Annotated in this window: 23 protein-coding genes; 17 read left to right on the top strand and 6 right to left on the bottom strand. The window is 66.7% G+C overall.

Going from position 1 to position 26,763, the window contains the following annotated elements:
- Window positions 1–5 precede the first annotated feature (5 nt).
- From SLQ30_RS27815 to SLQ30_RS27770, 9 genes are all read left to right on the top strand, one after another.
- A complete protein-coding gene (locus SLQ30_RS27815) occupies window positions 6–581 on the top strand; it encodes a helix-turn-helix domain-containing protein (RefSeq protein ID WP_319450140.1) in 576 nt (191 codons plus the stop codon).
- Window positions 582–614: 33 nt separating this feature from the next.
- A complete protein-coding gene (locus tag SLQ30_RS27810) occupies window positions 615–1,706 on the top strand; it encodes a hypothetical protein (RefSeq protein WP_413468202.1) in 1,092 nt (363 codons plus the stop codon).
- Window positions 1,630–3,330 (top strand): tetratricopeptide repeat protein, encoded by a 1,701-nt coding sequence (locus SLQ30_RS27805; protein WP_319450141.1) that lies wholly within the window; start codon window positions 1,630–1,632, stop codon window positions 3,328–3,330. The genes SLQ30_RS27810 and SLQ30_RS27805 overlap by 77 nt, the downstream gene beginning before the upstream one ends.
- A gap of 75 nt (window positions 3,331–3,405) precedes the next feature.
- The gene (locus SLQ30_RS33190) at window positions 3,406–4,521 is read left to right on the top strand and encodes a rhomboid-like protein (RefSeq protein ID WP_413468201.1); all 1,116 of its coding nucleotides are present in this window, start codon (window positions 3,406–3,408) and stop codon (window positions 4,519–4,521) included.
- Window positions 4,518–5,822 carry an alpha-amylase family protein gene (locus SLQ30_RS27790; RefSeq protein ID WP_319450142.1) on the top strand — a complete coding sequence of 435 codons (1,305 nt, stop codon included), beginning with the start codon at window positions 4,518–4,520 and terminating at the stop codon, window positions 5,820–5,822. Before SLQ30_RS33190 ends, SLQ30_RS27790 begins: the two co-directional genes overlap by 4 nt.
- Window positions 5,823–5,905: 83 nt before the next feature.
- Window positions 5,906–8,104: an adenylate/guanylate cyclase domain-containing protein gene (locus SLQ30_RS27785; protein ID WP_413468200.1), complete on the top strand. Its 2,199-nt coding sequence runs from the start codon at window positions 5,906–5,908 to the stop codon at window positions 8,102–8,104.
- Window positions 8,101–9,501: a mechanosensitive ion channel family protein gene (locus SLQ30_RS27780; protein ID WP_319450143.1), complete on the top strand. Its 1,401-nt coding sequence runs from the start codon at window positions 8,101–8,103 to the stop codon at window positions 9,499–9,501. The genes SLQ30_RS27785 and SLQ30_RS27780 overlap by 4 nt, the downstream gene beginning before the upstream one ends.
- An 8-nt stretch (window positions 9,502–9,509) precedes the next feature.
- Entirely contained in the window at window positions 9,510–10,742 is a 1,233-nt protein-coding gene (locus SLQ30_RS27775) for an alpha-hydroxy acid oxidase (RefSeq protein WP_319450144.1), read from the top strand.
- 224 nt (window positions 10,743–10,966) lie between these two features.
- Window positions 10,967–11,962, top strand: a complete 996-nt coding sequence (locus SLQ30_RS27770; RefSeq protein WP_319450145.1) for an alpha/beta hydrolase family protein — start codon at window positions 10,967–10,969, stop codon at window positions 11,960–11,962.
- 89 nt (window positions 11,963–12,051) lie between these two features.
- On the opposite strand, the gene SLQ30_RS27765 is transcribed toward SLQ30_RS27770, so the two are convergent.
- Together SLQ30_RS27765 and SLQ30_RS27760 are read right to left on the bottom strand one after the other, a co-directional pair.
- On the bottom strand, window positions 12,052–12,744 hold the full coding sequence (locus tag SLQ30_RS27765; protein ID WP_319450146.1) for an SDR family oxidoreductase: 693 nt from the start codon (window positions 12,742–12,744) through the stop codon (window positions 12,052–12,054).
- Window positions 12,741–13,682: an NADP-dependent oxidoreductase gene (locus tag SLQ30_RS27760; RefSeq protein ID WP_319450147.1), complete on the bottom strand. Its 942-nt coding sequence runs from the start codon at window positions 13,680–13,682 to the stop codon at window positions 12,741–12,743. Before SLQ30_RS27760 ends, SLQ30_RS27765 begins: the two co-directional genes overlap by 4 nt.
- 75 nt (window positions 13,683–13,757) lie before the next feature.
- Between SLQ30_RS27760 and SLQ30_RS27755 the strand changes: the two genes are divergently transcribed.
- Both SLQ30_RS27755 and lon read left to right on the top strand, forming a co-directional pair.
- A complete protein-coding gene (locus tag SLQ30_RS27755) occupies window positions 13,758–14,363 on the top strand; it encodes a VC0807 family protein (protein ID WP_319450148.1) in 606 nt (201 codons plus the stop codon).
- Window positions 14,364–14,423: 60 nt separating this feature from the next.
- Window positions 14,424–16,745 (top strand): endopeptidase La, encoded by a 2,322-nt coding sequence (gene lon, locus SLQ30_RS27750; protein WP_319450149.1) that lies wholly within the window; start codon window positions 14,424–14,426, stop codon window positions 16,743–16,745.
- 28 nt (window positions 16,746–16,773) lie between these two features.
- On the opposite strand, the gene SLQ30_RS27745 is transcribed toward lon, so the two are convergent.
- On the bottom strand, window positions 16,774–17,103 hold the full coding sequence (locus SLQ30_RS27745; RefSeq protein WP_319450150.1) for a hypothetical protein: 330 nt from the start codon (window positions 17,101–17,103) through the stop codon (window positions 16,774–16,776).
- Window positions 17,104–17,285: 182 nt separating this feature from the next.
- On the opposite strand from SLQ30_RS27745, the gene SLQ30_RS27740 reads away from it, so the two are divergent.
- Genes SLQ30_RS27740 through SLQ30_RS27725 form a run of 4 tightly spaced genes read left to right on the top strand, consistent with a single transcriptional unit; the run spans window position 17,286 to window position 20,735 of the window.
- The gene (locus tag SLQ30_RS27740; RefSeq protein ID WP_319450151.1) at window positions 17,286–18,311 is read left to right on the top strand and encodes an LLM class flavin-dependent oxidoreductase; all 1,026 of its coding nucleotides are present in this window, start codon (window positions 17,286–17,288) and stop codon (window positions 18,309–18,311) included.
- 33 nt (window positions 18,312–18,344) lie between these two features.
- Window positions 18,345–18,677: a TfoX/Sxy family protein gene (locus SLQ30_RS27735; protein WP_319450152.1), complete on the top strand. Its 333-nt coding sequence runs from the start codon at window positions 18,345–18,347 to the stop codon at window positions 18,675–18,677.
- 34 nt (window positions 18,678–18,711) lie between these two features.
- Window positions 18,712–19,938 (top strand): NAD(P)/FAD-dependent oxidoreductase, encoded by a 1,227-nt coding sequence (locus SLQ30_RS27730; protein WP_319450153.1) that lies wholly within the window; start codon window positions 18,712–18,714, stop codon window positions 19,936–19,938.
- A complete protein-coding gene (locus SLQ30_RS27725) occupies window positions 19,938–20,735 on the top strand; it encodes an SDR family NAD(P)-dependent oxidoreductase (RefSeq protein WP_319450154.1) in 798 nt (265 codons plus the stop codon). The genes SLQ30_RS27730 and SLQ30_RS27725 overlap by 1 nt, the downstream gene beginning before the upstream one ends.
- A gap of 7 nt (window positions 20,736–20,742) precedes the next feature.
- On the opposite strand, the gene SLQ30_RS27720 is transcribed toward SLQ30_RS27725, so the two are convergent.
- Window positions 20,743–22,218: an acetyl-CoA acetyltransferase gene (locus SLQ30_RS27720; protein ID WP_319450155.1), complete on the bottom strand. Its 1,476-nt coding sequence runs from the start codon at window positions 22,216–22,218 to the stop codon at window positions 20,743–20,745.
- A gap of 43 nt (window positions 22,219–22,261) precedes the next feature.
- On the bottom strand, window positions 22,262–24,616 hold the full coding sequence (locus SLQ30_RS27715; protein WP_319450156.1) for a CoA transferase: 2,355 nt from the start codon (window positions 24,614–24,616) through the stop codon (window positions 22,262–22,264).
- Window positions 24,617–24,716: 100 nt separating this feature from the next.
- Between SLQ30_RS27715 and SLQ30_RS27710 the strand changes: the two genes are divergently transcribed.
- Window positions 24,717–25,484: a CPBP family intramembrane glutamic endopeptidase gene (locus SLQ30_RS27710; protein WP_319450157.1), complete on the top strand. Its 768-nt coding sequence runs from the start codon at window positions 24,717–24,719 to the stop codon at window positions 25,482–25,484.
- 4 nt (window positions 25,485–25,488) lie between these two features.
- Here the strand turns inward: SLQ30_RS27710 and SLQ30_RS27705 are convergent, their stop codons facing one another.
- Complete coding sequence (locus SLQ30_RS27705; protein ID WP_319450158.1) at window positions 25,489–26,067, bottom strand: CGNR zinc finger domain-containing protein; 579 nt, start codon at window positions 26,065–26,067, stop codon at window positions 25,489–25,491.
- Window positions 26,068–26,168: 101 nt separating this feature from the next.
- On the opposite strand from SLQ30_RS27705, the gene SLQ30_RS27700 reads away from it, so the two are divergent.
- Window positions 26,169–26,660 carry a hypothetical protein gene (locus tag SLQ30_RS27700; protein WP_319450159.1) on the top strand — a complete coding sequence of 164 codons (492 nt, stop codon included), beginning with the start codon at window positions 26,169–26,171 and terminating at the stop codon, window positions 26,658–26,660.
- Window positions 26,661–26,763 lie beyond the last annotated feature (103 nt).

The raw sequence follows: 26,763 nt of genomic DNA, 5'->3' as shown, positions 1-26,763 counted from the left end.
GAGTCATGGCCGCACGCACGCAAAGCGCAGATCCCCGCGCCGAACGCGTCCGCACCCTGTTGCGAGACGCCGCCTTCGTGTTGGCACACGAACGACCCGTTGACGAACTCACCGTCGGCGACCTGGTAGCGCGCGCCGGCGTCAGCAGACAGGTGTTCTACCAACACTTCTCCGATCGCGACGACGCCATCGCCACCGCGTTCGCCGTGGCCTTCGCGGCTGCTGCGGCCGACCTCCGAGGCGACGCGCGGTCGCGGATCGTCGGGCTGTTCGCGTTCGCCGCCGACCACCGGACCATGTACCGCAACGTGGTACCGAGCGCGGTCACCCAGCGCGTCGTGGCGTCGTTTCGCGCCGAGCTCTTACCCGCCTGCGAGGAGATCGCCGCCCAGGGCATGCGCGTAGTCGGCCCTATCGCCGACATCGGGCCCGACGCGGTCAGCCGCTTCCTGGTCGGCGGATTCCAGGAAGTGCTGCGGTCCTGGATGGAAGACCCCGACGCCACCGACCTTCGCGGCAGGGTGACCGCTGCGCTCGACACCGTCGACGCGCTACTCGGGTTACCCGCCACCACTGTTTGATCCCCAAAACGTTTGACCTAGAAAGGATTCGCCGTGGGCAAGCACCACTCAATCGAGGACACGTTGTCCAACCGCCGGGTATCCCGGAATGACGTCCGCAAGATGGCGTTGGCCATGGCGGCGCTCACGCTCTTCGTCGTCGCCATGATCGCGAGCTACTCGGGCGCGTTCGCCAAGCCGACACTTCACCACATGGCGGTCGCCGTGGCAGGGCCGCAGCAGCTCGTCGACGGCATCCGTGGCCAGGAGACGCTGACCGTCACCCAGGTCGCCGACGATGCGACGGCGCGCGACCGGGTCCACGAACGCACGGCCGACGCCGCGTTCGTCGTCGACCCACGCGGCGAGCTGAAGGTCTACGTGGCGGGCGGTGGCGGTCGCAGCGTGGCCAACGCCGCCGAGACCGTCGGCCGCGGGATTGCCGCCAAGGCGGGCCTGACCCCCGTCGTCACCGACGTCGCCCCGACTTCGCCCGCCGATCCTCAGGGCACCGTCGAGTTCTACGCCGTCATCTTCTTGTCCATCGGCGCCACCCTGGGCGCCAGCGCCTTCGGGATCATGATGGGGAGTGTGCGCAGGCCGGCGACGCTCGCCTGGCGCACCCTGAGTCTGGCCGCCTACTCAGGCGTGTTGGCCGGCGCGGTCACGTACTACGTGGACGGCGCACTCGGCGCGCTCACCGGCCATACCTGGCAGGTGTTCGGCACGCTGTGGCTCTACGCCATGGCCGTGGGTGGTGCGGTCACCGGGGTGGCCGCGGCGTTCGGCGCCGTCGCATCCGTGGTCGTGACGTTGTTCCTGGTGATCGTCGGCAACGCCGCGGCCGCAGGCCCCGTCGGCAAACCGCTGCTCTCGGGCTTCTACACCTTGTTCAACGCGATCGTGCCGCAGGGCTCGGGCGTCGCACTGCTCCGTAGCATCGAATACTTCGGTGGCAACGGCGTGCTGACACCGATTGTCACCCTGGCGATTTGGGGTGCCGCGGGATTCATGCTCGCGATGAGCGCAGTGCTCGCCCCCAAGGTCTGGACCACCTATCGTTCCAGTCATGACCGCTACCGCGTCCGCCGGTCCGGACGAGACCGAGCCGTACTACGACCTCGGGTCCTATCACCGGTCGATTGAGACGCCGTCGGTCCAGGCCCAGGTGTGGTTCGACCGCGGCCTGGTCTGGGCATACGCGTTCAACCACGAAGAGGCCATCCGTTGCTTCGAACGCGCGCTGGCCCTCGACCCCGGGTTGGCGGTCGCGCGCTGGGGTATCGCCTATGCCATCGGCCCGAACTACAACAAGGCGTGGGAGGCATTCGACCCCGTCGACCTGGCCGCTTCGTTGGCCAGGGCGCGCGTGGAACTCGGGCTCGCCGCAACGGGCCGGGCGACGGTGGTCGAACGCGGGCTGATCGAGGCGCTGGGCGCCCGCTTCCCCACTGACGACCCGGACGACACCGACGCGCTCTTGGGCGGGCACGCACGCTACGCCGACGCCATGGCAGAGCTTGCCCGGGCCCATCCGAGTGACGTCGACGTGCAGGCGCTGGCGGCCGACGCCTTGATGAATGTCAGCGCGTGGGCGTTGTGGGACACCAAGACTGGGCAACCCGCGGCGGGCTCGCGCGTCGTCGAGGCCACGCAGATCCTGGACGACGTGCTCGCGACCGAGGTCGGACGCGCCCACCCAGGAGTGCTGCACCTCTACCTCCACGCCATGGAGATGTCCGCGCATCCCGAAGCGGCGCTGCCCGCGGCCGACCTGCTCCGCGGCCTGGTGCCGGATGCGGGTCACCTGCAGCACATGCCCAGTCACATCGACGTGCTGTGTGGCGACTATCGAAGTTCCGTCGTCGCGAATCAGCTTGCAGTAGAGGCTGATCGGCGGTTCGTCGATCGGGAGGGCCCGCTGAACTTCTATTCGCTGTACCGGGCACACGATCTGCACTTCGTGGTCTACTCGGCGATGTTCGAGGGCCAGTCCAGGGTGGCGTTGAAGGCGGCCGACGAGCTCGCCAGCCAACTCACTCCGGAGCTACTGGCGATCGAGTCTCCGCCCATGGCCGATTGGCTGGAGGCGTTTGTGCCGTTGCGAACTCACGTGCTCATCCGGTTCGGACGCTGGGACGAGCTGATCGCCGAGCCCGTGCCGGACGACCTCGACCTGTACTGCACCACCGCGGCCACCATCCATTACGGCCGCGGCGTGGCGCACTCCGCCAAGGGACACCTGGCGAAGGCCAGGGCCGAACGCGAGGCGTCTGCGGCGGCATACGCCCGAATCCCCAACAGCCGATACTTGTTCAACAACACCAGCCGCGACATTCTCGCGGTCGGCGAGGCGATGCTGGATGGCGAAATCGCTTACCGGGAAGGGCGATTCGACGAGGCGTTCACCAGCCTGCGGCGGGCGATCGAACTCGACGACGCGTTGCCATACGACGAGCCGTGGGGATGGATGCAGCCAACCCGGCACGCATACGGTGCGCTGCTGCTGGAGCAGGGCCACGTCGAAGAAGCCGCGAAGGTGTACGCCGCCGACCTCGGCTTGGATGCCACGTTGAGCAGGTCCGCTCAGCACCCGGGCAACGTCTGGAGTCTGCACGGGTATCACGAATGTCTGCAGAAGCTGGGCCGCGACGCGGAAGCGATCATCATCGGGCGGCAACTCGAACTTGTGAAGGCTCGTGCCGACGTGCCGATCGTGGCGTCCTGCGCCTGTCGCGTGGACATTGGCGAGCACGGCTGCTGCGGCTGAGCGTTCGAAGCGTCATCCCGAGTACGACTCCCTGCGCGTGTCGAACTCATCGCGGTCGGGCGTTCTCTATCGTCGGTGAACGTGAGGGATGCGTGGGGTCGGGTACGAAGCTACGTGCGGAGTGCTCCACTGACCTACGCCTGGCTCGTCGTACTACTGGCGACGACCTTGGTGCAGCACTCGCTGAGCGCGCGGTTGTTGCGCACGCTGCTGCAGTCGACGTCGACGAACCTGCATCACCTGGCGTCCGATCCGCTCCGGGTGCTGGTCAACAGCCTGCTGTGGATCGACGGCAGCTACTGGTGGCCGTACGTGCTGATATTCACGCTGTTCCTGGCCCCGGCCGAACGCTGGCTCGGTCATCTGCGCTGGCTGATCGCGGGATTGGTGTGTCACCTCGGCGCCACCATCTTGAGCGAGGGTTACCTCTACTGGACCATTCGGGCGGCCAAGGCCTCCCCGCGCCTGGTCGACGCCCGCGACGTCGGCGTGAGCTATTTCGTCGTCGGCATCGCGGGGCTGCTCTTCTACCGAATCCCGAGGCGTTGGCGTTGGCTCTACCTCGGTGCGCTCCTCGCCGTTGCGGTCGCCGCACTGGTCGTCCGCACCAATTTCACGTCGCTGGGACACCTCTGCGCCCTTCTGCTCGGGCTGGCCTGCTACCCGTTGACGTTGGGCCGTCGGCGACACGTCGCCGATTACACTCCGGCTGTGGCCATCAGCGATGACGACCTCCCACACCTGCGCCGCTGCGTGGAGTTGGCGAAGGAGGCCCTCGACGGCGGCAACCAGCCGTTCGGGTCACTGCTCGTCGATGCCCAAGGCGTGGTCCGAATCGAGGAACTCAACCTCACCAAGGACGGCGACGACACCCAGCACCCTGAGTTCGCGATTGCCCGCTGGTCCGCGTCGAACCTCACGCCCGCCGAACGTGCCGGCGCCACGGTCTACACGTCTGGCGAGCACTGTCCGATGTGCGCCGCAGCGCACGCCTGGGTGGGCCTCGGCCGCATCGTGTACGCGACCTCCACCGCTCAACTCAACGGCTGGCTCACCGGCTGGGGCGTAGCGCCCTCCCCCGTTGCCCCGCTGCCGATCTCCGAGGTGGCACCGAGCATCGAATTCGCAGGGCCCGCACCAGAATTCGAGGACAAAATGAAGGCGCTCTACGAGACTGCGTTCAAGTCGTGACGCACGAACCCGACTGGGTCAAGCACGCGATCTGGTGGCAGGTCTATCCGTTGGGCTTCACCGGAGCGTTCCCCGCTGATCCCGCACCCACGGTCGACGAGCACCGGCTGGGCCGGGTCACCGCGTGGCTCGATCACGCGCTAGAACTCGGGGCGTCGGGTATCGCGTTGGGACCAGTATTCGCCTCGCGGACCCACGGCTACGACACCACCGACCACTACGCCATCGATCCGCGACTAGGCGACGACTCCGACTTCGACCACCTGATTGCGCAGGCCCGTGAGCGTGGGATTCGAGTGCTGCTCGACGGCGTCTTCAACCACGTCGGCACTGACTTCGGCCGGTATCAGGATGCGTTGCACGGTGGCGACGATTCGTGGTTCCGCAAGGGGCGCAACGGTTTCACAATGTTCGAAGGCCACGATGGACTCCCTACGCTGAACCACGGAAATCCCGACGTGATCGACTACGTGGTCGACGTCATGTCGCACTGGCTGCGTCGCGGCGCCGACGGCTGGCGGCTCGATGCCGCCTACGCGGTACCCGACGAGTTCTGGGCTCAGGCGCTGCCGCGGGTCCGGCGCGAATTCGGTGACGCATGGTTCGTCGGCGAGGTCATTCACGGCGACTATGCCGCCACCGTGTCAGCGTCCACGTTCGACTCCGTAACCCAGTACGAGTTGTGGAAGGCAGTCTGGAGCAGCCTCAACGACGCCAACTTCCACGAGCTCGACCACGCACTCGGCAGGCACGACCAGTTCCTCGACGCCTTCGTGCCGCTGACCTTCGTCGGCAATCACGACGTCACCCGCATCGCCAGCCGCCTCGACGACGTCCGGCACGTCGAGCACGCGCTGGTGCTCATGCTCACCGTCGGCGGAACGCCGAGCGTCTACGCAGGCGACGAATGGGAGTATCGCGGCGTCAAGGAGGAACGCTTCGGAGGCGACGACGCGGTGCGGCCCGAGTTCCCTGCGCGCCCGGAGGACTCGGAACACCTGGGGCACGACGCGTTCCGCTTGCATCAGCATCTGATCGGATTACGCCGTCGCCATCCGTGGCTACATGCGGCGAAAACGTCGGCGTTGTACCTGACCAACGGTCAATACGTCTACCGAACGAGCGCGGACGAGAGTGCGCTGGTCGTCGCACTCAACGTCGACGACTCGCCCCTGCGGATGTCGTTGTCGGAGTTCGGTATCGACAGCGCCCGGATCGTCGCCGGTTCTGGTGCCCCGGCCGAGGCCGTCGTCGACGTGCTCGATGTCGAGCCGCACGGCTGGGCCGTCCTCGTCGTCTAACGAGGATTCCGCAGCCCGACGGCCGTTCGACATTCACGGAGTCGGGCCGACCAGCGCGTTTTGCGAGTTAGTCTTTGCAATCGATGACGACCACGACGGAAGACACCCCGCGCCACGAGCTGAGCGACTCCACCGAGTCCGCGAAGCGGAGTCGACGCCGATTGATGTCGCGGGTCAGCATCCAGTCCAAGCTCCTGGTGATGCTGCTCCTGACGAGCGTGCTTTCGGCGGCGATCGTGGGCGCCATCGGCTACCAGTCGGGGCGCAGCTCGCTGCGCACATCGGTGTTCGATCGGCTGACGGAGATCAGACAGTCGCAGAGCAGGCAGCTGCAAGCCGGGATCGCTGACCTTAAGAACTCCCTGGTGATCTACTCGCGGGGATCGACGGCGTCGCAGGCCATCGAGTCGTTCACCGCGGGTTTCGACCAGCTCGCCGGATCGACCATCGCCCCGGCGCAGCAGCAGTCGCTCGACGACTACTACGCCAAACGATTCGCGAAGGACGAGAAGGCGCAGACAGGTGACGACGTCAGCGTCGCCGCGTTGGTGCCCACGTCGAACGCGCAGCGCTACCTGCAGGCCAACTACACCGTCCCGTTCGGTGACTACGACAAGCCGACCGCCGACTGGGACGCGGCGATCAAGTTCGACGACGCTCACGACGGCAGCCCGTGGTCGGCAGCGAACGCACGGTTCAATGACTTCTTCCGCGAGATCGTGACGCGCTTCGACTTCGAGGACGCGCTGTTGCTCGACACCCGCGGGAACGTCGTCTACAGCGCCTACAAGGGCGTGGACCTCGGCACCAACGTCCTGAACGGTCCCTATCGGGGTAGTGAGCTCGGCAGCGCCTATCAGAAGGCGATCGATTCCAACACCGTCGACTACGTCGGCCTCACCGACTTCGGCGACTACCAGCCTGCGGACGAGCCCACGGCGTGGTTCATGTCACCCGTCGGACCGCAGGGCAGGGTCGAAGGCGTACTGGCGCTGCAATTCCCGATCTCCAAGATCAACAAGCTCATGACGATGGATGGACGCTGGGAGGAGTCCGGCATGGGTACGACCGGCGAGACGTTCATCGTCGGTCCCGACGATCTGATGCGATCCAATTCCCGGCTGTTCCTCGAGGATCCGCAAACTTACAAGCGCGACGTAGTGAAAGCCGGTACCCCTCCAGACGTCGCCGACAGTGCGATCCGCCAGCACGGCACGACTCTGGTGCAGCCCGTCGCGACCGACGCCACGAAGCTGGCGCAGCAGGGTCAGCGCGGCACGCTGATCGCCGACGACTACCTCGGGCACGAGACGTTGCAGGCCTACGCGCCCGCCGAGATTCCCGGGCTGCGGTGGGCCGTGGTCGCCAAGATCGACACGTCCGAGGCCTTTGCCCCGGTGTCGGCGTTCACCAGGAGGTTGGTGTTGTCGACGGCGGGGATCATCTTCGCGGTCTGCATCGCCGCAATGTTGCTGGCGCGGCTGTTCGTCCGCCCGATCCGAAGACTCGAAAGCGGCGCGCAGCAGATCAGCTCTGGTGCGTACGGAGTGACCATTCCCGTAGTGTCCCGCGACGAATTCGGCGACCTCACAGTGGCTTTCAATGACATGAGCCGCAATCTGGCAATCAAGGAGGACCTGCTCAACGAACAGCGGCGGGAGAATGACCGCATCATGTTGTCGTTGATGCCCGAGCAGGTGGTGGCGCGCTATCGCGAGGGAGAGGAGACCATCTCTCAGGATCATCAGGACGTGACGGTGATCTTCGCCGACATCGTCGGGCTCGACGAACTCTCCGCCGATCTGACGTCCGAAGAATCGCTCGCCATCGTCAACAAGCTGGTGCGGCAGTTCGACTCGGCGGCCGAGAGCCTCGGCATCGAGCGGGTCCGCACGTTGCGCAACGGCTACCTGGCCAGTTGCGGGTTGAACGTGCCGCGCATCGACAACGTCCGGCGCACAGTCGATTTCGCCATCGAAATGCAACGGATCGTTGACCGGTTCAACGGCGGTGCGGGCCAGTCCCTAAGGCTGCGGGCCGGCATCGACACCGGCAAGGTGAGTAGCGGATTGGTCGGCAGGACGAGCCTGGCCTACGACATGTGGGGCGCGGCAGTCGATCTCGCATACCAGGTGCAGAGCGGTTCGCCGCAGCCCGGCGTGTACGTCACGTCGGATGTCTACGACGCGATGCGTGACAGCCGCACCTTCACCGCCGGGGGCGAGGTCGTCGTCGGAGGTGAAGCTCAGCCCATCTGGCGCCTGTCGGAGCGACCCTCGTGACGCAGGTGGTGGACTCGTCCTGGTTCTACTGGGCGGTCGGCGTGGCGATTGGCCTCCCGATCATGCTCGTCGTGCTCACCGAGGTACGAGTCGCGCTGGCAAGGCGAGGCAGCGCGCTGGCTCGTCCAGTCGGCGTGGTACGCAACTACATTCTGCCGCTGGCGGCGCTGCTCCTGTTGCTCGTCAAGGCCACCCAGGTCTCGGCAGAGGCCACGCCTGTCCGCATCGTGTCGACCGTGCTCGGCTTCGTCCTGCTGGTGCTGGTGCTGTCCGGGCTCAACGCCACCCTTTTCCAGGGCGCGCCGGAAGGTTCCTGGCGCAAGCGAATTCCGTCGATCTTCCTCGACGTCGCTCGCTTCCTGGTCATCGCGATCGGGCTGGCAATCATCTTCTCCTACGTGTGGGGTGCCAACGTCGGTGGGCTGTTCACCGCGCTGGGCATCACGTCGATCGTGTTGGGCCTGACGCTGCAGAACTCCGTCGGCCAGATCATCTCCGGACTGCTGCTGCTGTTCGAGCAGCCGTTCCAACTCGGCGACTGGGTCGACACCCCGTCGGCGCGTGGTCGGGTCGTCGAGGTGAACTGGCGTGCCACGCACATTGATACCGGCAGCGGCCTGCAGATCATCCCGAACTCGGTGTTGGCGGGGGCGTCATTCGCCAACCTGAGCCGCCCACCCGGCGAGCACTCGATCGCGGTGGTCACCCTGTTCAGCCCGAACGATCCCCCAGACGACGTGTGCGGAATGCTCGTCCGCGTGGCGGGCACCTTGCCCCATCTGCGCCCTGGTGCGGTGCCGTCCAGCGTGGTGGCCGGCGCGGGCGAGTACAAGACCTCGATTCCGCTGCGCTCCCCCGCCGACGGAGGCCCGGCCAGGGCGACATTCCTGCGGTGGGCCTGGTACGCATCCCGGCGCGCCGGGATGCATCTCGACGAGGCTGACGACGACTTCGCCACGTCGGAACGTGCGGCCACGTCGCTACGGATCCTCGCGCCGACGCTCAGGCTGAGCGAGGCCGAGCAGCAGGATCTGCTCCCCAACGTGCGAATCACCCGGTATGGCGCCGAGGAGACCATCCAATTCCCCGGTCAGATACCCAAACGCATGACGTTCATCGTCAACGGCCGGGTCCGGCTCACCGCAAGGGCCGAGGACGGGGCCATGGTGCCGGTGCGCATCGTCGAGGAGGGCGACTTCATCGGTTCGACCGCGTTGACCCGCGAGGCGGTGACCTCGGGTGCCTACGCCGTCGACGAGGTCACGGTGTTGCAGATCGAGCGTGAGCACATGGAGGAACTGGTGATGCGAAAGCCGCTGCTGCTCCAGGAGATCGGCCGCACTATCGAAGAACGACACGAAGACGTGCTGCGTGCGCTCGCCGCGGCCACCGACTAGGCACGCCGATGAGGCGACGCGTTCCGCGACCACGCGACCTGGCCCCGCTGATCGGCTTTCGCAAGCCGCGCGTCGACCTGACCGCGAGTCGGCTCGCGGCCGCGTTGACCATCGAAGACCTGAGGCGACTGGCCAAACGTCGTACGCCCAAGGCCGCGTTCGACTACACCGACGGGGCGGCGGAGGACGAGCTCTCGCTGAGCCGGGCGCGACAAGCATTCCGCGACATCGAGTTTCATCCGACCATCCTTCGCGACGTCGCCGCGGTGGACACCGGTAGACAGGTGCTCGGCGATCGAGTCGAGCTGCCGTTCGGCATCGCACCGACGGGCTTCACGCGACTGATGCACACCGAAGGCGAGCTGGCAGGCGCCCGGGCCGCCGCACGTCACGGGATTCCGTTCTCGCTCTCGACGCTTGGCACCGCGTCGATTGAAGAGGTGCGCGCGGCAAACCCGAATGGCCGCAACTGGTTTCAGCTGTACATGTGGAAGGACAGGGACCGGTCGATGGCGCTGGTCGAGCGTGCGGCTGCCGCGGGTTACGACACCCTGCTGGTGACCGTCGACGTGCCCGTGGCAGGTGCGCGGTTACGCGACACCCGCAACGGCATGTCCATTCCGCCCACGTTGACATTGCGCACCGTGCTCGATGCGGTGCCGCACCTGCGCTGGTGGTTCGACTTATTGACCACGGAGCCATTGTCTTTCGCTTCCCTAGACCGCTGGCCCGGCACGGTCGCCGAGTACCTCGACACGATGTTCGATCCCACCGTCACCTTCGACGACCTGGCGTGGATCAAGTCGCAGTGGCCGAACAAGTTGGTGGTCAAGGGGATTCAGACGCTCGACGATGCCAAAGCTGTGGCCGAGCTCGGCGTGGATGGACTGGTGTTGTCCAATCACGGCGGTCGCCAACTCGACCGTGCGCCGGTTCCGTTCCACTTGCTGCCGTCGGTCGCCAGGGAGCTCGGCGCGACGTGCGAGATTTTGCTGGACACCGGGATCATGTCGGGCGCCGACATCGTGGCGGCGGTCGCGCTCGGGGCGCGCTTCACCTTGGTCGGGCGCGCCTACCTGTACGGATTGATGGCCGGCGGCGAGGCGGGCGTCGAGCGGTCCATCGACATACTGTCGTCGCAGGTGAACCGCACTATGCGGCTGCTCGGGGTGACGAGTCTGGACGAGTTGGAGCCCCGCCACGTCACTCAATTGCAGCGACTTGGGCCGCGCCCGTCGTAGTCCACGGCCAGTCCCAGTAACCACTTCATTCACACAGGTCACACCGCGGATCGAGCTTCCGTGGGCCTGTGAGGTCTCTGCGCCGAGTCCTGATCGTTAGCCAAATGCGATGTCACGAGTCGGCGTTGACGTGGCGAATGAACCACATGGACGTGATTCACTAACGCTCGCAAAGCAACGGTGATTGCTTTTAGGCACTTGAGGAAAAGGGGTTGTTTGCCGTTATGAAGTTCATCGGAAAGATTCGCGGTGAGTGGTTTCGCCGGTTGGCGGTGGGGGCCATTGCGGCCGTAACGCTGCCCGGGCTGATTGGCTTCGCGGGGGGTTCGGCGACCGCAGGAGCGTTCTCGCGGCCGGGATTACCGGTCGAGTACCTGCAGGTGCATTCGGCGTCGATGAACCGCGACATCAAGGTGCAGTTCCAGGGCGGCGGACCCCACGCGGTGTACCTGCTCGACGGTCTGCGCGCGCAGGACGACTACAACGGCTGGGACATCAATACCCCGGCGTTCGAGTGGTACTACGGGTCGGGCCTTTCGGTCGTCATGCCCGTCGGCGGTCAGTCGAGCTTCTACACCGACTGGTACCGGCCTTCGCAGGGCAATGGGCAGGACTACACCTACAAGTGGGAGACGTTCCTGAACCAGGAGCTTCCCGCCTTCCTTGAAGGCAACTACGGGGTTTCGCAGAACGGCAATGCCGTGGTCGGCATTTCGATGGCCGGCGGAAGTGCGCTGACCTACGCGATCTACCACCCGCAGATGTGGACCTATGCGGCCTCGCTGTCGGGCTTCCTCAATCCGTCCGAGGGTTGGTGGCCGATGCTGATCGGGCTCGCGATGAACGACGCAGGCGGCTACAACGCCGAGAGCATGTGGGGTCCGTCGGGTGACCCGGCATGGAAGCGCAACGACCCCATGGTCAACGTCAACCAACTGGTCGCCAACAACACGCGCGTCTGGATCTACTGCGGCACCGGTACGCCGTCTGATCTCGACTCGGGCACCGATGGCGGCAACCTGATGTCGGCACAGTTCCTGGAAGGGTTCACGTTGCGGACCAACCAGACGTTCCGCGACAACTACATCGCGGCGGGTGGCACCAACGGAGTGTTCAACTTCCCGGCCACCGGCACACACAGCTGGGGCTACTGGGGTCAGCAGTTGCAACAGATGCTGCCTGACATCCAGCGCACGCTGGGGGCTCAGGCCACCGCCTGACAGCCCGCAAGACCAAGGAGCCTGCCGTCACCCCCCTGGGCGGCAGGCTTCTTACTTGTCCGCAGCCCAGGGCATTTGAGGGTGCGGCGTCAGCCTTGAACGGTCGGGCGGATGGTGATGTCGCCGATCTCGACGTCGTGCGGCTGTTCGATGGCGAAGGCGATGGCTCTGGCGACGGCATCGGCCGGCAGCCCGAAGTCCTCGGAGTGGAACTCGGTGCGGACGTATCCCGGCGAGATGGACGTCGTGCGCACCACACCGTCCGTGGACTCCTGACGAAGCGCCTCCATGAACGTACGCACCGCATTCTTCGTGGCCGCGTAGGCGGCCATGGTAGGCACGATCTTGAGCCCGGCCGTCGACACCGTCGTCACGAAGTGGCCTTCGCCCTGGCTCCGAAACACCGGCATGGCCGCCGCAATGCCGTACATCACGCCATGAAGATTGACGTCCACCATCGCCAACCACCCATCGACGTCGCCATCGGCCACTGGGCCGAGACTGGCGACGCCCGCATTCGAGACCAGCACGTCGAGTCTGCCGAACTGTTCGACCGTCCGATCGACCAGGCGCTGCAGATCCTCCCGCCGGGTGACGTCGGTGGTCACGGTCAGGACCGAGGCGCCGTCGGCCCGCAACTCGTCGGCCACCTGATCGAGCCGGTCGGTCCTACGCGCTCCGAGCACCACCGCGGCACCGCGTGCGGCAAGCAGCCGAGCGGTCGCCGCTCCGATGCCGCTGCTGGCACCCGTGATCGCAACGACTTTGTCCGACAAGCTCATCGGCCCGTGCTCAGAATGATCTTGCCGCGGGTGTGGCGTTCCTCGAGCGAGCGGTAGGCATCCCGAACCCGATCCAGTGGGAACACCTCTGCGATTGGGAGCTCCAGATCGCCAGCGGAGATCAGTTCCGCTAGCTCGGCGACCACGGCAGCCGTGGTCGCGTCGGCGCTGCCTATCGACAGCACTCCGAACTCTTCGACGGCAGCGAAGTCGATGATCGTGTCCACCCGCCCGGGCGCGACGCCCAATTCGTCGACGGCGAGCTTCACGTATCCGCCGCCGAACAGGTCGAGGAACGCGTCGACGTGCCCGCCGGGCGCGGCCGCCGTCAATCGGTCAGCCAGGCCGTCGCCGTAGTTGACGGGAATCGCCCCGTGCGCCGACAACCACTCGTCGTTCGTCGGACCGGCGATCCCGAGCACCGTCGCGCCTGCACGCCTGGCGAGCTGGACGACGATCGTGCCCACTCCTCCCGCGGCGCCCGACACGGCGACGACGTCCCCGGCGACGAGGTTGACCGAGCGCACGGCGGCGTAGGCGGTGCTGCCCGCGACATACAGGCCACCTGCCGCTTCCCACGACACGGCGACGGGCTTTGGCGTCAACTGATCGGCAGGCACCGTGACGAATTCGGCATGACTCGAGCGCCGGAGCGAGAAGCCGAGTACCTCGTCGCCTACCGCGAAACCGTCGACGCCGTCGCCCATCGCGGCGACTACCCCGGCCAGATCACTGCCCTCGCCGGAGGGGAACGTCGCGGGCCAGCGATCTTCCAGGAAGCCGCGCCGGATCATCGCCTCTCCGGGATTGATGCCTGCGGCCTTCACCGCGACGAGTACCTCCCCGGCTTCGGGTACCGGACGCGGCACGTCACGCACCTTGAGCACGTCGATGTCGCCGTACTCGTCGAATTGCACTGCCCGTGAAGTGACCGTCATGACAGCTACGACCCGTGAGCCCGGGCGGCTATTCCCTCACAGGAACTGATCAGGCACCGTTCATAGGGTGGGCACGTGAGCCGGTCCCTGCGTCCACTTCTCCAGACCGTGCTGCTCGACATCGCTCCACCGCTGGTTGCCTACTACGGGCTGCGTGCCGCCGGGACGTCCGAGTACGTCGCGCTGCTGTCCGCGACCGTGTTGTCGGGGCTGCGGGTTGTCTATGGCGTGATCAGGAGCCGCAGCCTCGATCCGTTCGCCCTTTATCTGCTACTGACGTTCGGGCTGAGCCTCGCCGTGGGCCTGTCCACCACCAACCCCAAAATGCTTCTGGTCGGCAATTCCGCGGTCAACGGACTCGGCGGGCTGATCTTCCTGGGGAGTTGCGTGATCGGCACCCCGCTCACGCAGGTCATCGGCGATAGGTTCCAGACCCCGGACGCGCCCGATCCCGAGGACGTGCACCGGCGTCGGCGCATCCACGTTCAGCTGTCGGCGATGTGGGGTATCGGCCTGCTGCTCGAGGTCGCCATCCGGCTCGTGGTGATCGCGAACGTCTCCGTCGACGTCGCCAACGGCGTGAACTCGGCGATCTCCCTGCCTGTCGTCGGGTTGCTGGTGCTGGCCACCGTCGTCGTCACGCGCCGCGCACAGTCGACCGCGGCCGTCGCGGCGGGATGACGCGGGAACAAACCCGACTCCGCCAAGGTTGAGCGCTTCAGTATCAACTTTGGAGGACTGATGGCCGAAGCTATGTCTGTGCCCGTGTTGTTTGTCAGCGAGCCGATCGTGCTGCCCGGAATGGTGGTGCCCGTCGAGCTCGACGACGCCGCCCGCGTCGCCGTCGACGCTGCTCAAGCCAGCGAAAACGGCAAGCTGCTGATCGCACCCAGGCTCGACGACCGTTACCCCACCTACGGCGTCATCGCGTCGATCGTCCAGGTCGGCCGCGTGGCCGGTGGCGGGGCCGCCGCGGTAGTGCGTGGTGAACGGCGCGCTCACATCGGCGCCGGAACCACCGGCCCCGGTGCCGCGCTCTGGGTGGAAGTGACCGAGGTCGCGGACGTCGCAGCCGACGATGACACCAAGGCGCTAGCTGCCGAATACAAGAAACTGCTGCTGGCGATGCTGCAGCGCCGCGAGGCCTGGCAGATCGTCGACGTGGTCAACAAGATCACCGACCCAGGTGCGTTGGCCGACACCGCTGGCTACGCGTCCTACTTGAGCGACGTGCAGAAGCGCGAGCTGCTGGAGACCGAAGACGTCGCGGGCAGGCTGCGCAGCCTGATCACGTGGACGGGCGACCTCCTGGCCGAGGTTGAGGTCAACGACAAGATCGCCGACGACGTGCGCTCCGGCATGGAGAAGACGCAGAAGGAGTTCCTGCTGCGCCAACAGCTGGCTGCCATCCGCAAGGAGCTCGGCGAGGGTGAACCCGACGGGTCCGACGACTATCGGGCCCGTGTCGAGGCCGCCGACCTGCCGGAGAAGGTGCGCGAAGCCGCGATGCGCGAGGTCGGCAAGCTGGAACGCTCCAGTGAGCAGAGCCCCGAAGGCGGCTGGATCCGCACCTGGTTGGACACCGTGCTCGACCTACCGTGGAACGTGACGACCGAGGACTCCACCGATCTGAAGTCGGCGCGCGAGGTTCTCGACGCGGACCACCACGGCCTGGAGGACGTGAAGGACCGCATCGTCGAATACCTGGCCGTGCGGGCGCGTCGCAGTCAGCGTGGCCTGCAGGTCGTTGGCGGGCGCGGGTCCGGTGCCGTGATGGTGCTGGCAGGCCCTCCCGGTGTCGGCAAGACGTCGCTCGGCGAAAGCGTGGCGCGTGCGCTTGGCCGCAAGTTCGTCCGCGTCGCCCTCGGTGGCGTCCGCGACGAGGCCGAGATCCGCGGACACCGGCGTACCTACGTCGGCGCGCTGCCGGGACGTCTGGTGCGCGCCATCGGCGAGGCCGGCTCGATGAATCCCGTTGTGCTGCTTGATGAGATCGACAAGGTGGGCTCCGACTACCGCGGCGATCCAAGCGCCGCCTTGCTCGAGGTGCTCGACCCGGCGCAGAACCACACGTTCCGCGACCACTACCTCGATCTGGACCTTGACCTGTCCGACGTAGTGTTCCTGGCGACGGCCAACGTCATCGAGAACATCCCATCGGCGCTGCTGGACCGGATGGAACTGGTGCAGATCGACGGCTACACCGAGGACGACAAGGTCGCCATTGCGCGCGACTTCCTGTTGCCGCGGCAGCGCGATCGCGCGGCGCTGACGGCCGAAGAGGTCACCGTGACCGATGCGGCGTTGCGCAAGATCGCCGCCGACTACACCCGCGAACCGGGAGTGCGGCAGTTCGAACGGCTGCTGGCGAAGGCGATGCGCAAGGCCGCCACCAAGTTGGCGGGCGAAACGGAATCGCTCACGATCGACGAGCCGGATCTCGTTGGCTACCTTGGCCGTCCGCGGTTCACGCCAGAGTCGCAGGAGCGTACGGCGGTGCCTGGCGTGGCGACCGGGCTGGCAGTCACGGGCCTTGGTGGTGATGTGCTCTTCATCGAGGCGGGGTCGACGGAAGGCGAGGCCGGCCTGCAGTTGACCGGCCAGTTGGGTGACGTCATGAAGGAGTCGGCGCAGATCGCGCTGTCCTACGTGCGTTCGCACGCCGAAGAACTCGGCGTCGACCCGAAGGCGCTCGACCGCCGGATCCACGTGCACGTGCCTGCGGGCGCCGTCCCCAAGGATGGTCCGTCGGCGGGCGTCACGATGGTGACGGCGCTGGTGTCGATGGCGACCGGACGAAAGGTCCGCGCTGACGTCGGCATGACGGGTGAGGTGACGTTGAACGGTCGAGTGCTGCCCATCGGCGGAGTGAAGCAGAAGTTGCTCGCTGCGCAAAGGGCCGGGCTGACAACGGTCTTCATTCCTCAGCGCAACGAGCCCGACCTGGACGACGTCCCAGCGGAGGTCTTGGCGGCGCTGACGGTGAAGCCGATGACCGATGTGGCCGAGATCGTCGCGCAGGCGTTGGAACCCGTTGCCGAGGCGCATACCGTCGCGGCGTAGGTGGCAGCGACAGCAGGGCTGACTACGGTCAGCCCTGCTGTCGTGTGCGGAACCGGCGATGCAACTGTTGTTTGGACACGCCAAGCACACTTCCGATCTCACTCCACGAGAATCCCGCCCTCCGAGCCTTCAATACCGACGCGTCGTACCGCTTGCGCGCCTCGGTGACCCCGTCACGTGCTTCGCCGAGTTCGCGCCAACAGGTGCTATCGAGTATTTCCGTCATGACCGGGTCGGGTCCGTCTGGGCCGGCCGGTGCGCGCCGCTCGAGTTCGAGTTCGAATTCTTCGGCGGTGCGGCGGCGGAGTTCCTCCAAGGCAGGGTCATTCGCCCACCAGGGTGTCGGGGCGTCGGTCATATGCGCAGTATGCGGTGACCGGGTGACAGTATTGGAGGGCCGCGGCACCGTTTCCGTCCGGGCGTCATCGTTTGTTGACGGTTGGTGGAGAGGGGTTGACCACAGGCTCGTCGGTCTGGGATGAACTGGCGATTCTGAACCGTCATCATCTGTTGACGACACAGGGCGCAAGGAGATCCAAAATGCCAAGACGAGGCGAGCCGTTGCGCAAGCTCGGTTTCTTGACGATCGGTCGTTTTGACGCCGCGAACCCGGCCCCGGGAATGGAAGAGACGCTCGAGGTAATCACCCGCGCCGAAGCGCTGGGTTTTGACAGCGTCTGGCTGCGGTGTCGCCATCTACAACCCGGCATCTCGTCGCCGGTGGCGATCATGGCGGCAGCTACCCAACGGACGTCGCGGATCGAACTCGGCACCGCCGTCATCCCGTTGGGTCTGGAGAATCCGTTGCGCTTGGCGGAGGACCTCGCCACGGTGGACATCCTGTCGGGTGGGCGGATCAACCCGGGAGTGTCGGTGGGCACGCCGATGCTCTACGACCACTACAAGACTGCGCTGTATCCGGAAACCCATGCAATGGAGGACTTCTCGAAGGACCGTGTGCTGCGGCTGTTACGGTGCCTGCGGGGCGAACCGGTGAGCGACTTTGCAGGGACCGTCGGGATCGAGCAGTTCACCGACCACGTCCAGCCGCAATCGCCCGGCCTGGCCGATCGAGTTTGGTACGGCGGCGGACTCTCGTCGGCGATCTGGGCAGGCCAGCAAGGCATCAACTACCTGACCAGTTCGGTCGTCGGCACCGAGGGCACCGAGGCTCGCGACTTCGCCACCATCCAGGGTGAGCAGATCGACGCGTTCCGCGCCCACCATCCCGACCCCGCACGGGCCCGCGTTTCGCAGGGGCTGGTCGTCATACCGACCGACTCCGCCACCGACGAACAGATCCGCCGCTACCGGGAGTACGCCGCGAGTCGCTTCGAACGCACCAAATCTCCCCAGGGGCCGCGCGGCATGCTGTTCTCCCCCGACTTCGTCGGCACGTCCGACGAACTCGCCGACCTGCTCCACGAGCACGCGGGATTCCAGCGGGCCGACGAAGTAGCGTTCGCGCTGCCGTTCACGTTCGCCGCGGACGACTACCGACAGCTCATCTCCGACATGGCCGAACATCTCGGGCCCCGGCTCGGATGGCAGCCCGCCGACGGTTGAGTCGATCCACACGGCGGTACTACCGTCGGATTCATGTCGTATGACGAGGACCTCGCCAACCGCATCAGAGAACTGGTGAGTAGCGAGCGCGGCGTCGAGGAGAAGCGCATGTTCGGGGGTCTGGCGTTCCTGATCAACGGGCACATGTCGGTAGCGGCGAGTGGACGCGGGGGGCTCATGGTGCGCGTGCCGCCAGAGGACACCCCGAAGCTGCTGGAGCGCGCTCACGTCGAACCCATGGTGATGGCCGGGCGGGAAACCCGGGGCTGGATACGCGTGGCCACCGAAGGGGTGGCGACCAAGCGTCAACTGCAAGCGTGGGTGATGCGCGGCGTAGGTCACGCCAAGAGCCTGCCGCCGAAGTAGGGGGCGTTTTCCGTCGACAAGAAGGAGTGGTGAGATGCCAACGATCGTCGTCATAGGTGGTGGTCTGGCGGGTGCCAAGGCCGTGGAAGCATTGCGAGACAACGGATTCCAGGGCAAGATCGCGCTCTTCGGCACCGAGCCTCACCTGCCCTACGAACGTCCGCCGCTGTCGAAGGACTACCTGGCGGGTAAGAAGGCCCTCGCGGACTTCACGGTCGACTCCGAGGACTGGTACCGCGAGCACGACGTCGACCTCCATCTCGACACCACGGTGACCAACGTCGACACGGCGACGCGCACCATCGGCTACGGCGATGGGCGCCAAGAGCACTACGACAAGCTGCTGCTTGCCACGGGATCGAGTTCGCGGCGCCCGCCGATTCCAGGTGCGGACGCCGAAGGCGTGCACTACCTGCGCACCGTCGACGATGCGTCCGAGCTCTTGGCGTCACTCAAAGACGGGGCTCGCCTCGCGATCGTCGGAGCGGGCTGGATCGGACTGGAGGTCGCCGCGAGCGCGCGCGGACGCGGCGTCGACGTCACGGTCGTGGAGACCGCCGAGCTCCCGCTACTGGGTTCACTCGGACGCGAGGCGGCCGAGATCTTCGCAGCTCTGCACCGCGAGCACGGTGTCGACCTGCGACTCGAGACGGCGGTGGCCGCAATCACCACCGCCGGTGGCAAGGCGACCGGGCTGAAGCTCGGCGACGGTTCCACCGTCTCCGCCGACGCCGTGCTGGTCGCCGTCGGGGCCAAGCCCAACTCGGAGCTTGCCGAAGCAGCGGGCCTGGAGACGAAGGATGGCGGCGTGCTGGTCGACGGCTCGCTCAAATCCAGCGACGACGACGTCTACGCCGTCGGAGACATCGCCGCGGCATTGCATCCGATCTTCGGTACCCGCATCCGCACCGAGCATTGGGCGAATGCACTCAAGCAACCCGCCGTCGCCGTCGCAGGCATGCTGGGGTCCCCCGGCGTCTACGACGAATTGCCCTACTTCTTCACCGATCAGTACGACCTCGGCATGGAATACGTCGGCTACGCGCCCGATTACGACTCGGTGGTGTTCCGCGGCGACGTCGACAAGCGCGAGTTCACCGTGTTCTGGCTGGATGCCGAGCGGCGTGTCTTGGCGGGCATGAACGTCAACGTCTGGGAGGGGCTCGACGACATCAAGGAGCTCGTTCGGTCGCGGAAGCCCGTCGATGCCGGAAGGCTCGCGGATCCTGGCATTCCCCTTGGCGAGCTCGGCGGAAGCTAGTGAAAATCACCGCGGGCCAGGTCGCCGTCGTCACGGGAGGTACCAGCGGGATCGGCTTCGCGCTCGCCGACCATCTGGTCAGGCGCGGCTTACATGTCGTCATCGCCGACGTCCGCGAACATGCCATCCCGGTCGCCGTCGGCGCGTTGTCCGGCCACGCCGCTGAGGTCGTCGGAGTGCGGACCGACGTCGGTCTCGAGGCTGACGTGCAGGCCCTCGCCGACGCGACGATGGAGCACTTCGGCCGGATCGACCTCGTGTGCAACAACGCAGGCGTGGTGTGCGAGCTGGCGCCGATGTGGGAGCAACGGCCGGAGACGTGGCGCTGGCTGATCGACGTCAAGCTGATGGGAGTCGTTCACGGAGTTCGGGCGTTCGCCCCGCTGGTCGTGGCGCAAGGCTCGGGCCACTTCCTCAACACCGCGTCAGCAGGCGGGTTGATGGCGCTGCCGACGCTGTCCCCGTACAACGCCGTGATGCACGCAGTGGTCGGGCTGACCGAGACATTGCACGCCGAATTACGGCTGCAATCAGATGATTTGGGCGCGACGGTACTGTGTCCGGGCTTGGTTGACACGCCTCTGGGGTCGAACTCCGCGGCCTTGGTGCCTGACGGAGCGGCCGCTACGCCGAGCAACCCCGGTGACGGAATGCCCGCCGGTGCGATGACTCCCGGGACCGTCGCCGACGCGGCGCTCGCCGCGGTGGAAGCCGGGCGAATCCACGCCATCGTCGGCCCGGGCACCGACCAGGTTGTGCGACAGCGGGTCGACGGGCTGCTGGCCGACCTGGGTTGAGCATCCGCTACCGGAGGCTGGCGGTGCCGTCGGTATTGACGTGGACCTTCGCGCCCGCGATGTCCTCGCGCGTGCTGGCCTCGGCCTCCGACGGGTCGGTCAGCACCGCCAGCGTGCGCGCATCGTCGGGTGTCCGCACCGCGAGGTAGGCCTTCTCGGCGACACCGTCCCTGCTGAACGGCGTTGTCCAGGTCTCCACCGTGCCGGTGCCCGACCATTCGACCTCGACCGCGCGGGTGGGCTCCGCATCGACCTCGGGTTGTACGTCCTCCCAACGGAATTCGCGAGTGGGCGGCTCCGTCCCATAGATGCCGAAGCTGTGCTTGGTGAGGTACCCGCCGTTTGCGGTGATGAAGCCGCGCTGTCCGGGCGCGGCCACCAGCCGTTCGGCAAGCGTCGCGATCGAATGCGACACGTAGTTGTTCCACGGCCCGCCCGCGAAGGTCAGCCCGCCGGTCACGGTCAGCGGCCGGCCAGGGTCATCGACGGGCAGGCCCAGTTCGCGGGCCGCGACCTGAACCGCCGAAGGGAAGCAGGAATATACGTCGACCAGCTCGACGTCGGCGATGTCCGTCCCCGCGAGCTCGAGCGCCCGACGGCCCGCAATCCTGATCGCGGGGGAACCATCGAACTCGGCGCGCGCGCTGATCTCGTAGGTGTCGTGTGCATCCGTGCCTGCGTACGGGAAGACCCAACGGTCGGTGGGGATTTGGAGCTGCTCGGCCTTCTCCACCGAGGTCAGGATCAGAACCGCGCCTTGGTCGACCATGTTGTTGGAGTTCATTAGCTTGGGGTACGGCCAACTGACCATCCGATTCGACGGCCCGGGCTGCCAGATGTCCTCGGCGGACGTTGGCTCCTGGGTCCACGCGTGCGAATTGCCTTGCGCCACTTCGCTGAACCGGGCCCACAGCTCGCCGATGCGCCGACGGTGTGCGTCCTGCGACTCCCCCGCCGAGATCCGCACCGCCTGCTCGAACATCGGGTAGACGTAGGCGGGTCGGTCAAGCTTGATGCGCAACTCCCCCGGGCCGGCCATGAGGAAGACATCGTCGGAGCCCGGAGCCATCGGTACCGACTCATCCTGCTTCGTCCAGTCCAGGGTTTCCCCGCGGGCTCGTACTCGGGTTCGGGTGCGCCAGGTCTCCCCGCCCGCGATCAACACGGCATCCGCGCGACCCGCTTGAATGTCCAGGCAGGCCTGGTTGACCAACGATTGCGGCACGTTACCGCCGATGCCTGTGTACCGGGTCTCGGCTGCCGCGGCGCCAATCCGCTGAGCCAGAAGCAGACCGGGGTCGCGGTATCGCCAGGACAACAGGTTGACGATGCGCACCGAGTCGACGGCCTCGAGTACCCGTGGATCGGCTGCGGCGCGGGCGGCGTCCACCATCAGGTCGACGGGCTCGGTTTCGGGATGCTCATCGTGTTGGTTGACCTGGCCGTAGCCGACCAGTACGGGTGTCCTCGGGTCTAGAGGCAACGGTGCGACCTTTCTGCCGTGCGCGAGTGTGTGCATAGTGCGGTCATGACGAACTCTTGGTCGCTAGGTCTTCTGCCCACTGGAACAGGACGCCGTCGGCGATCAGGCGGTCGAGCTGTGCTTCGTCGAGGCCCAACCGGTCGCGGCAGATCACCCGGGTGTGTTCACCGGGCATCGGGGCGGGTCGCAGGTCGGCGTCGGGGATGTGGCGGTACCGCGTGGGCCGCCGTTCGGTAGGCATCGGCGCGTCGAACAAGGGATGGACCAGGTCGGAGAAGACCTCGCGAAACGTCAGCTGCGGATCGGCCAACACGTCGACGGCCCGATTCATCGGCGCCGCTGCCACGCCGGCGTCCTGCAGTTTCTGCGCCACCGCTCGTTTGTCGCGGGTCGCGGTCCACGCCGACACCGCGGCCGCGAACTCCGTTCGGTCACCGGGCAATTCACCGAGGCCCAGGACGACCGCCAGGGCGGCACGGTCGGCCTCGGAGCACACGGAGACGACGCACCACTCGTCATCGCCCGCACAGGGATGGACGCCGTGGATCGCGTCGTCGTCGACCACGGTCAGCCCTTGCGCGCGGGCCGCCTCGACGACGTACGCCGTCGCCAGTTGGTTGACGGCGACCTCGGCTTGGGAGACGTGCACGTGGGCCCCTGAATCAGCCATCGCGCTGTGGATCAGGGCGGCAAGCGCCGCGATCGCCGTGATCCGTGCCGCGACGTGGTCGGGGAAGATCGTCGTCGCATCGTAGAAGCCGGTGTCGGCTGGATCATCGGAGCACCACAGTCGGCTGACACCCGTGGTGGCGCGCACCAAAGGCCCGTACCCCATCCGCGCGCTCCACGGGCCAGTCGCGCCGAACGCGCTGCTCTCGGCCAGCACGATGCCCGGATTCAAGGCTGACAGTGCGTCGTACGAGAAGCCAAGGGCAGCAAGTGTTCCCGGCTTGAAATTGGCGAAGACGGCATCGGATTCGGCCACCAATGTTCGGAAGAGTTCGGCACCTTCGGGATGTCGCAGATCCAGCCCGAGGCTGGCCTCGTTGCGATGCGTCAGCGCCCACGATCGACTCATCGGCTGACCGGGCGGAGTCTGCCGCAGTCCGTCGGGGTAGGCCGCGCTCTCCACTTTGATGACCTCGGCGCCCAGGTCTGCGAACAGCCTGCCGAGCTCGCCCCCGGCGACGATCACGCCCAGGTCGAGAATGCGCAACCCGTCGAACGGGCGCAATGCGTCGGAGCGGGCCGCCGGCTTCGACCGTGCCGTGCGCCAACCTGCATGCTCGGCTACCAAAGGTGCTGCCGGATAGGCGAACCCGGGGTGGTCGCCGTCAACCACGACGGGCCCGCTCGGTACGGCGAGCCGCGTGCCCGAGTCGGATGTCGTCTCGGTGAGTGCGCCAACGGCGCGAAAGTGCTCGGACTCCAACGCCTGGGCCGGGCTCAACACCGCCGCGATGGGCACGCCGCGCGCTTGCCCTTCGGACACCACGTCATCCATCGATTGCCTGCAGAAGAGTTCCTCGATCGCCGCGTTGAGCTCCTTCGAGGCCGCGTACCGCGCGGCGATGGTTTCGAACTTGGGATCCGAGAACCGTTCGGGTTCGCCGAGCCAGGCCCGCATGCCCCGCCACTGACGGGCCGACAGGAGACAGAGCCGGACGTACCCGTCGAGACAGGCGAACGTCGGGTAGATCTGCTGATTCCTGGGGCGGCCGCGCCACAGCTGGCGGGAACTCTTCTGGCCGACGGCGGCCTGCCCCTCGGAGCCGAACGGCGGATCCAGTGCCTGGACGACCGCCTCGAAGCGAGAGAAGTCAAGATAATCGCCAGTGCCGCAGCGCAATCGGCGGTAGTACGCGACGAGGACCGCCCAGCAGGCCTGGACTGCGGCGGTGGCTGATGCGATGCCAGCCGGTGGGAGCACCGGCGGGCCCGTCGTCGGTCCGGACCGCGACAGCGCCGTCGACATCGCGTAGAGCACGGCATCGGTGGCCAGCCAGGAGGACTGGGGCCCCGTCGACCCGAAGTCGGTGACGGACAGTGCGACCAGATGGCCGAACTGGTCGGCGAGCGCGGCAGCCGAGGTGTCGAACTCGGCGCACCCGCCCGGCGACCCGCCATCGACCACGATGTCGGCGCCGCGGGCCAGTTCGAGGAAGCTGGCCCGATCGCTCGGGTCAGCACCGTCGAGTGCGATGCAACGCTTGTTCGCGTTGTCGAGGGCGAACCGCACGCCCGCGCCGGCCGCGCAGGGCGGGGCCACCCGAGCCGTGCTGCCGCCAGGGGGTTCGACCTTGAGCACGTCGGCACCCAGATCCGCGAGCAGTCGCCCCACTCCGTCGGAATTCGGTCCTCCCACGTCGAGCACTCGCACCGAGGACAGCAGTTCCACGACCGTTACGTTAGTGCGCGGCCACCCGCTGCTTCGTCGGCGCGGTCGTCGATCCAAGCTGAACTGGGCATTCGGCCGTCACACGTACACTGGCCCGGTTATGTCCGACGTCAGCGCGCTGCCCGCCCAGGCCGAACATCCGGCCGTCGGGCTGTTGTCGACGTTGCACCACTTCCGCGTTCACGCCGACATCGGGGTGGTCGTCGTGGTGCTGGCCCTGACCAACCTCGTCGCGCACTTCACCACACCATGGGCCAACGTGGTGATCGTGCCTGCGGCGGCCGTCGGGCTGGTCGTCCTGGTCAGATCGCGTGGGTTGGGTTGGACGGAGCTCGGACTGGGTCGTGAGCACTGGCGCTCGGGTGCCGGGTACGCATTGGCCGCGATCGCACTGGTGGGGTCCGTGGTCGCGGTCGGCGCGCTGTTGCCGTGGACCAGGCCGTTGTTCATGAACAACCACTACGCCACGCTGTCCGGCGCCTTGCTCGCGTCGATGATCATCATTCCGCTCCAGACGGTCATCCCCGAGGAACTGGCGTTCCGCGGCGTCCTGCACGGAGCACTCAACAGGGCCTGGGGTTTTCGCGGCGTGGCCGCCGGCGGGTCATTGCTCTTCGGACTCTGGCACATCGCCACGTCATTCGGTCTGACCAGTAGCAACGTCGGCTTTACGAAACTGTTCGGTGGCGGCCTCCTCGGCATGCTGGCCGGCATCGTGCTCGCGGTCATCGCGACCGGCGCGGCCGGATTCATCTTCACCTGGTTGCGTAGGCGTAGCGGCAGCCTCATCGCGCCGATCGCGCTGCACTGGTCGCTCAACGGACTGGGTGCGTTGGCAGCGGCACTCGTCTGGCACGCGTCCACCTGAGTTCCTAAGGGTGTGCGCGCTGCCTCGCCCGGAAGTCGCGGTTCTTGAGCTTGTTGCCGCACGAGGCCATGTCGCACCAGGTCCCGCCGTGGTTTCGCGAGCGGTCGTAGAACGCCCAGAGACAATCGTCGTTCGCACACGCCTTGAGGTGCGCCCACGTGCCGTCGCGCTGGGCATCCTGTACGACGAGCAGTAGGCCGAGTAGGCGGGCCTGAACCGAGTCTCCGACGGGGGCCAGCGTGACGGTGCCGTCCGACTCGACGGCGGCTCGGACGGCGACCTCGGAGGCGATGTCACGCAGCGGCGCTGTGGTGCCCGGCGCGGGTACGGGGCCGCCAGTGTTATGAATTATCAACCCGCGCAACCCTTCCCGCACTTCGCGTAGAAGCCGAAGCTCGTCAGGGGCTGGCATTGCATCAGTCGCGAGTAGCTCGTTGGCGACCAGCCAGGGGCGGGCGTCGTCGACGTTGGCCAATCGGTCCAGGCCAGACTCCCGGTCGATCGTGTTGATCAACCCCTGGACGCGCCGCAGCGCACCGGGTGCGGGTTTGGCCTCGACGTCGCCGAGCCACGTTGTCGACACGCCACCACGATACCTCCGTCGTGACCGGCATACCAGCTTGACTGGTCACCGTGACCGGTATAGCGTTTATGACAGTCACGAACCGGACAGAGGAGCTCGAGATGCAGACACAACACCCGACGTGGTCTGACCTGGTGGGGTTCGAACTGAACATGCTGAACAGGTCGCCTCGGTCCCGTCCCGAACCGAATTGGCAGGCACGCCTGGCGGCGAGGCTGTTCGCCGCGCGCTACGACCGCGCGGTCGACGCCGGAACAAGCCCGGAGCCAGGATCTGCGCTGGCCGTACACGTCACACGACTGGCCGCACCGCGGGCGCGCGAAGAGTTGGCCCATGCCCTGCGCTTGGTGCTGCGGGATGCCGCAGAGGGCCCGGATGCGCTACGACCCCGCGTTCCCGTGCGCACAGATTCGGTGCGCAGGGCCGCGGACGTCGTTCAGTCCATCCTGAGCAGGCTCGAGGGGCCACAACGTGTGCGTGTGCGTGGCGTGGCCCGGCTACGGATGTTGCTTGCCGACGGCAGCGGGCCGCTGTATCGGTCGGGCGCAGGCAGTCTCAACGCTGCGCTGAAGGGAGCGCTTGCCGCGCTCTAGACATCCCAGGTGTGTAAGTCGTCAAGCGGCTGCGGGCATGCGGTGTGCCCAGGCTTTGTGTTCGTCGTAGGGCGTGTGGTGGCGTAGGCAACCGTGGAGGATG

This window comes from Mycobacterium sp. RTGN4 (assembly GCF_033804635.1).
Lineage (GTDB): Bacteria > Actinomycetota > Actinomycetes > Mycobacteriales > Mycobacteriaceae > Mycobacterium.
The sequence above is the reverse complement of the archived record's forward strand: the minus strand, read 5'-3'. Positions and strand labels throughout refer to the sequence as shown.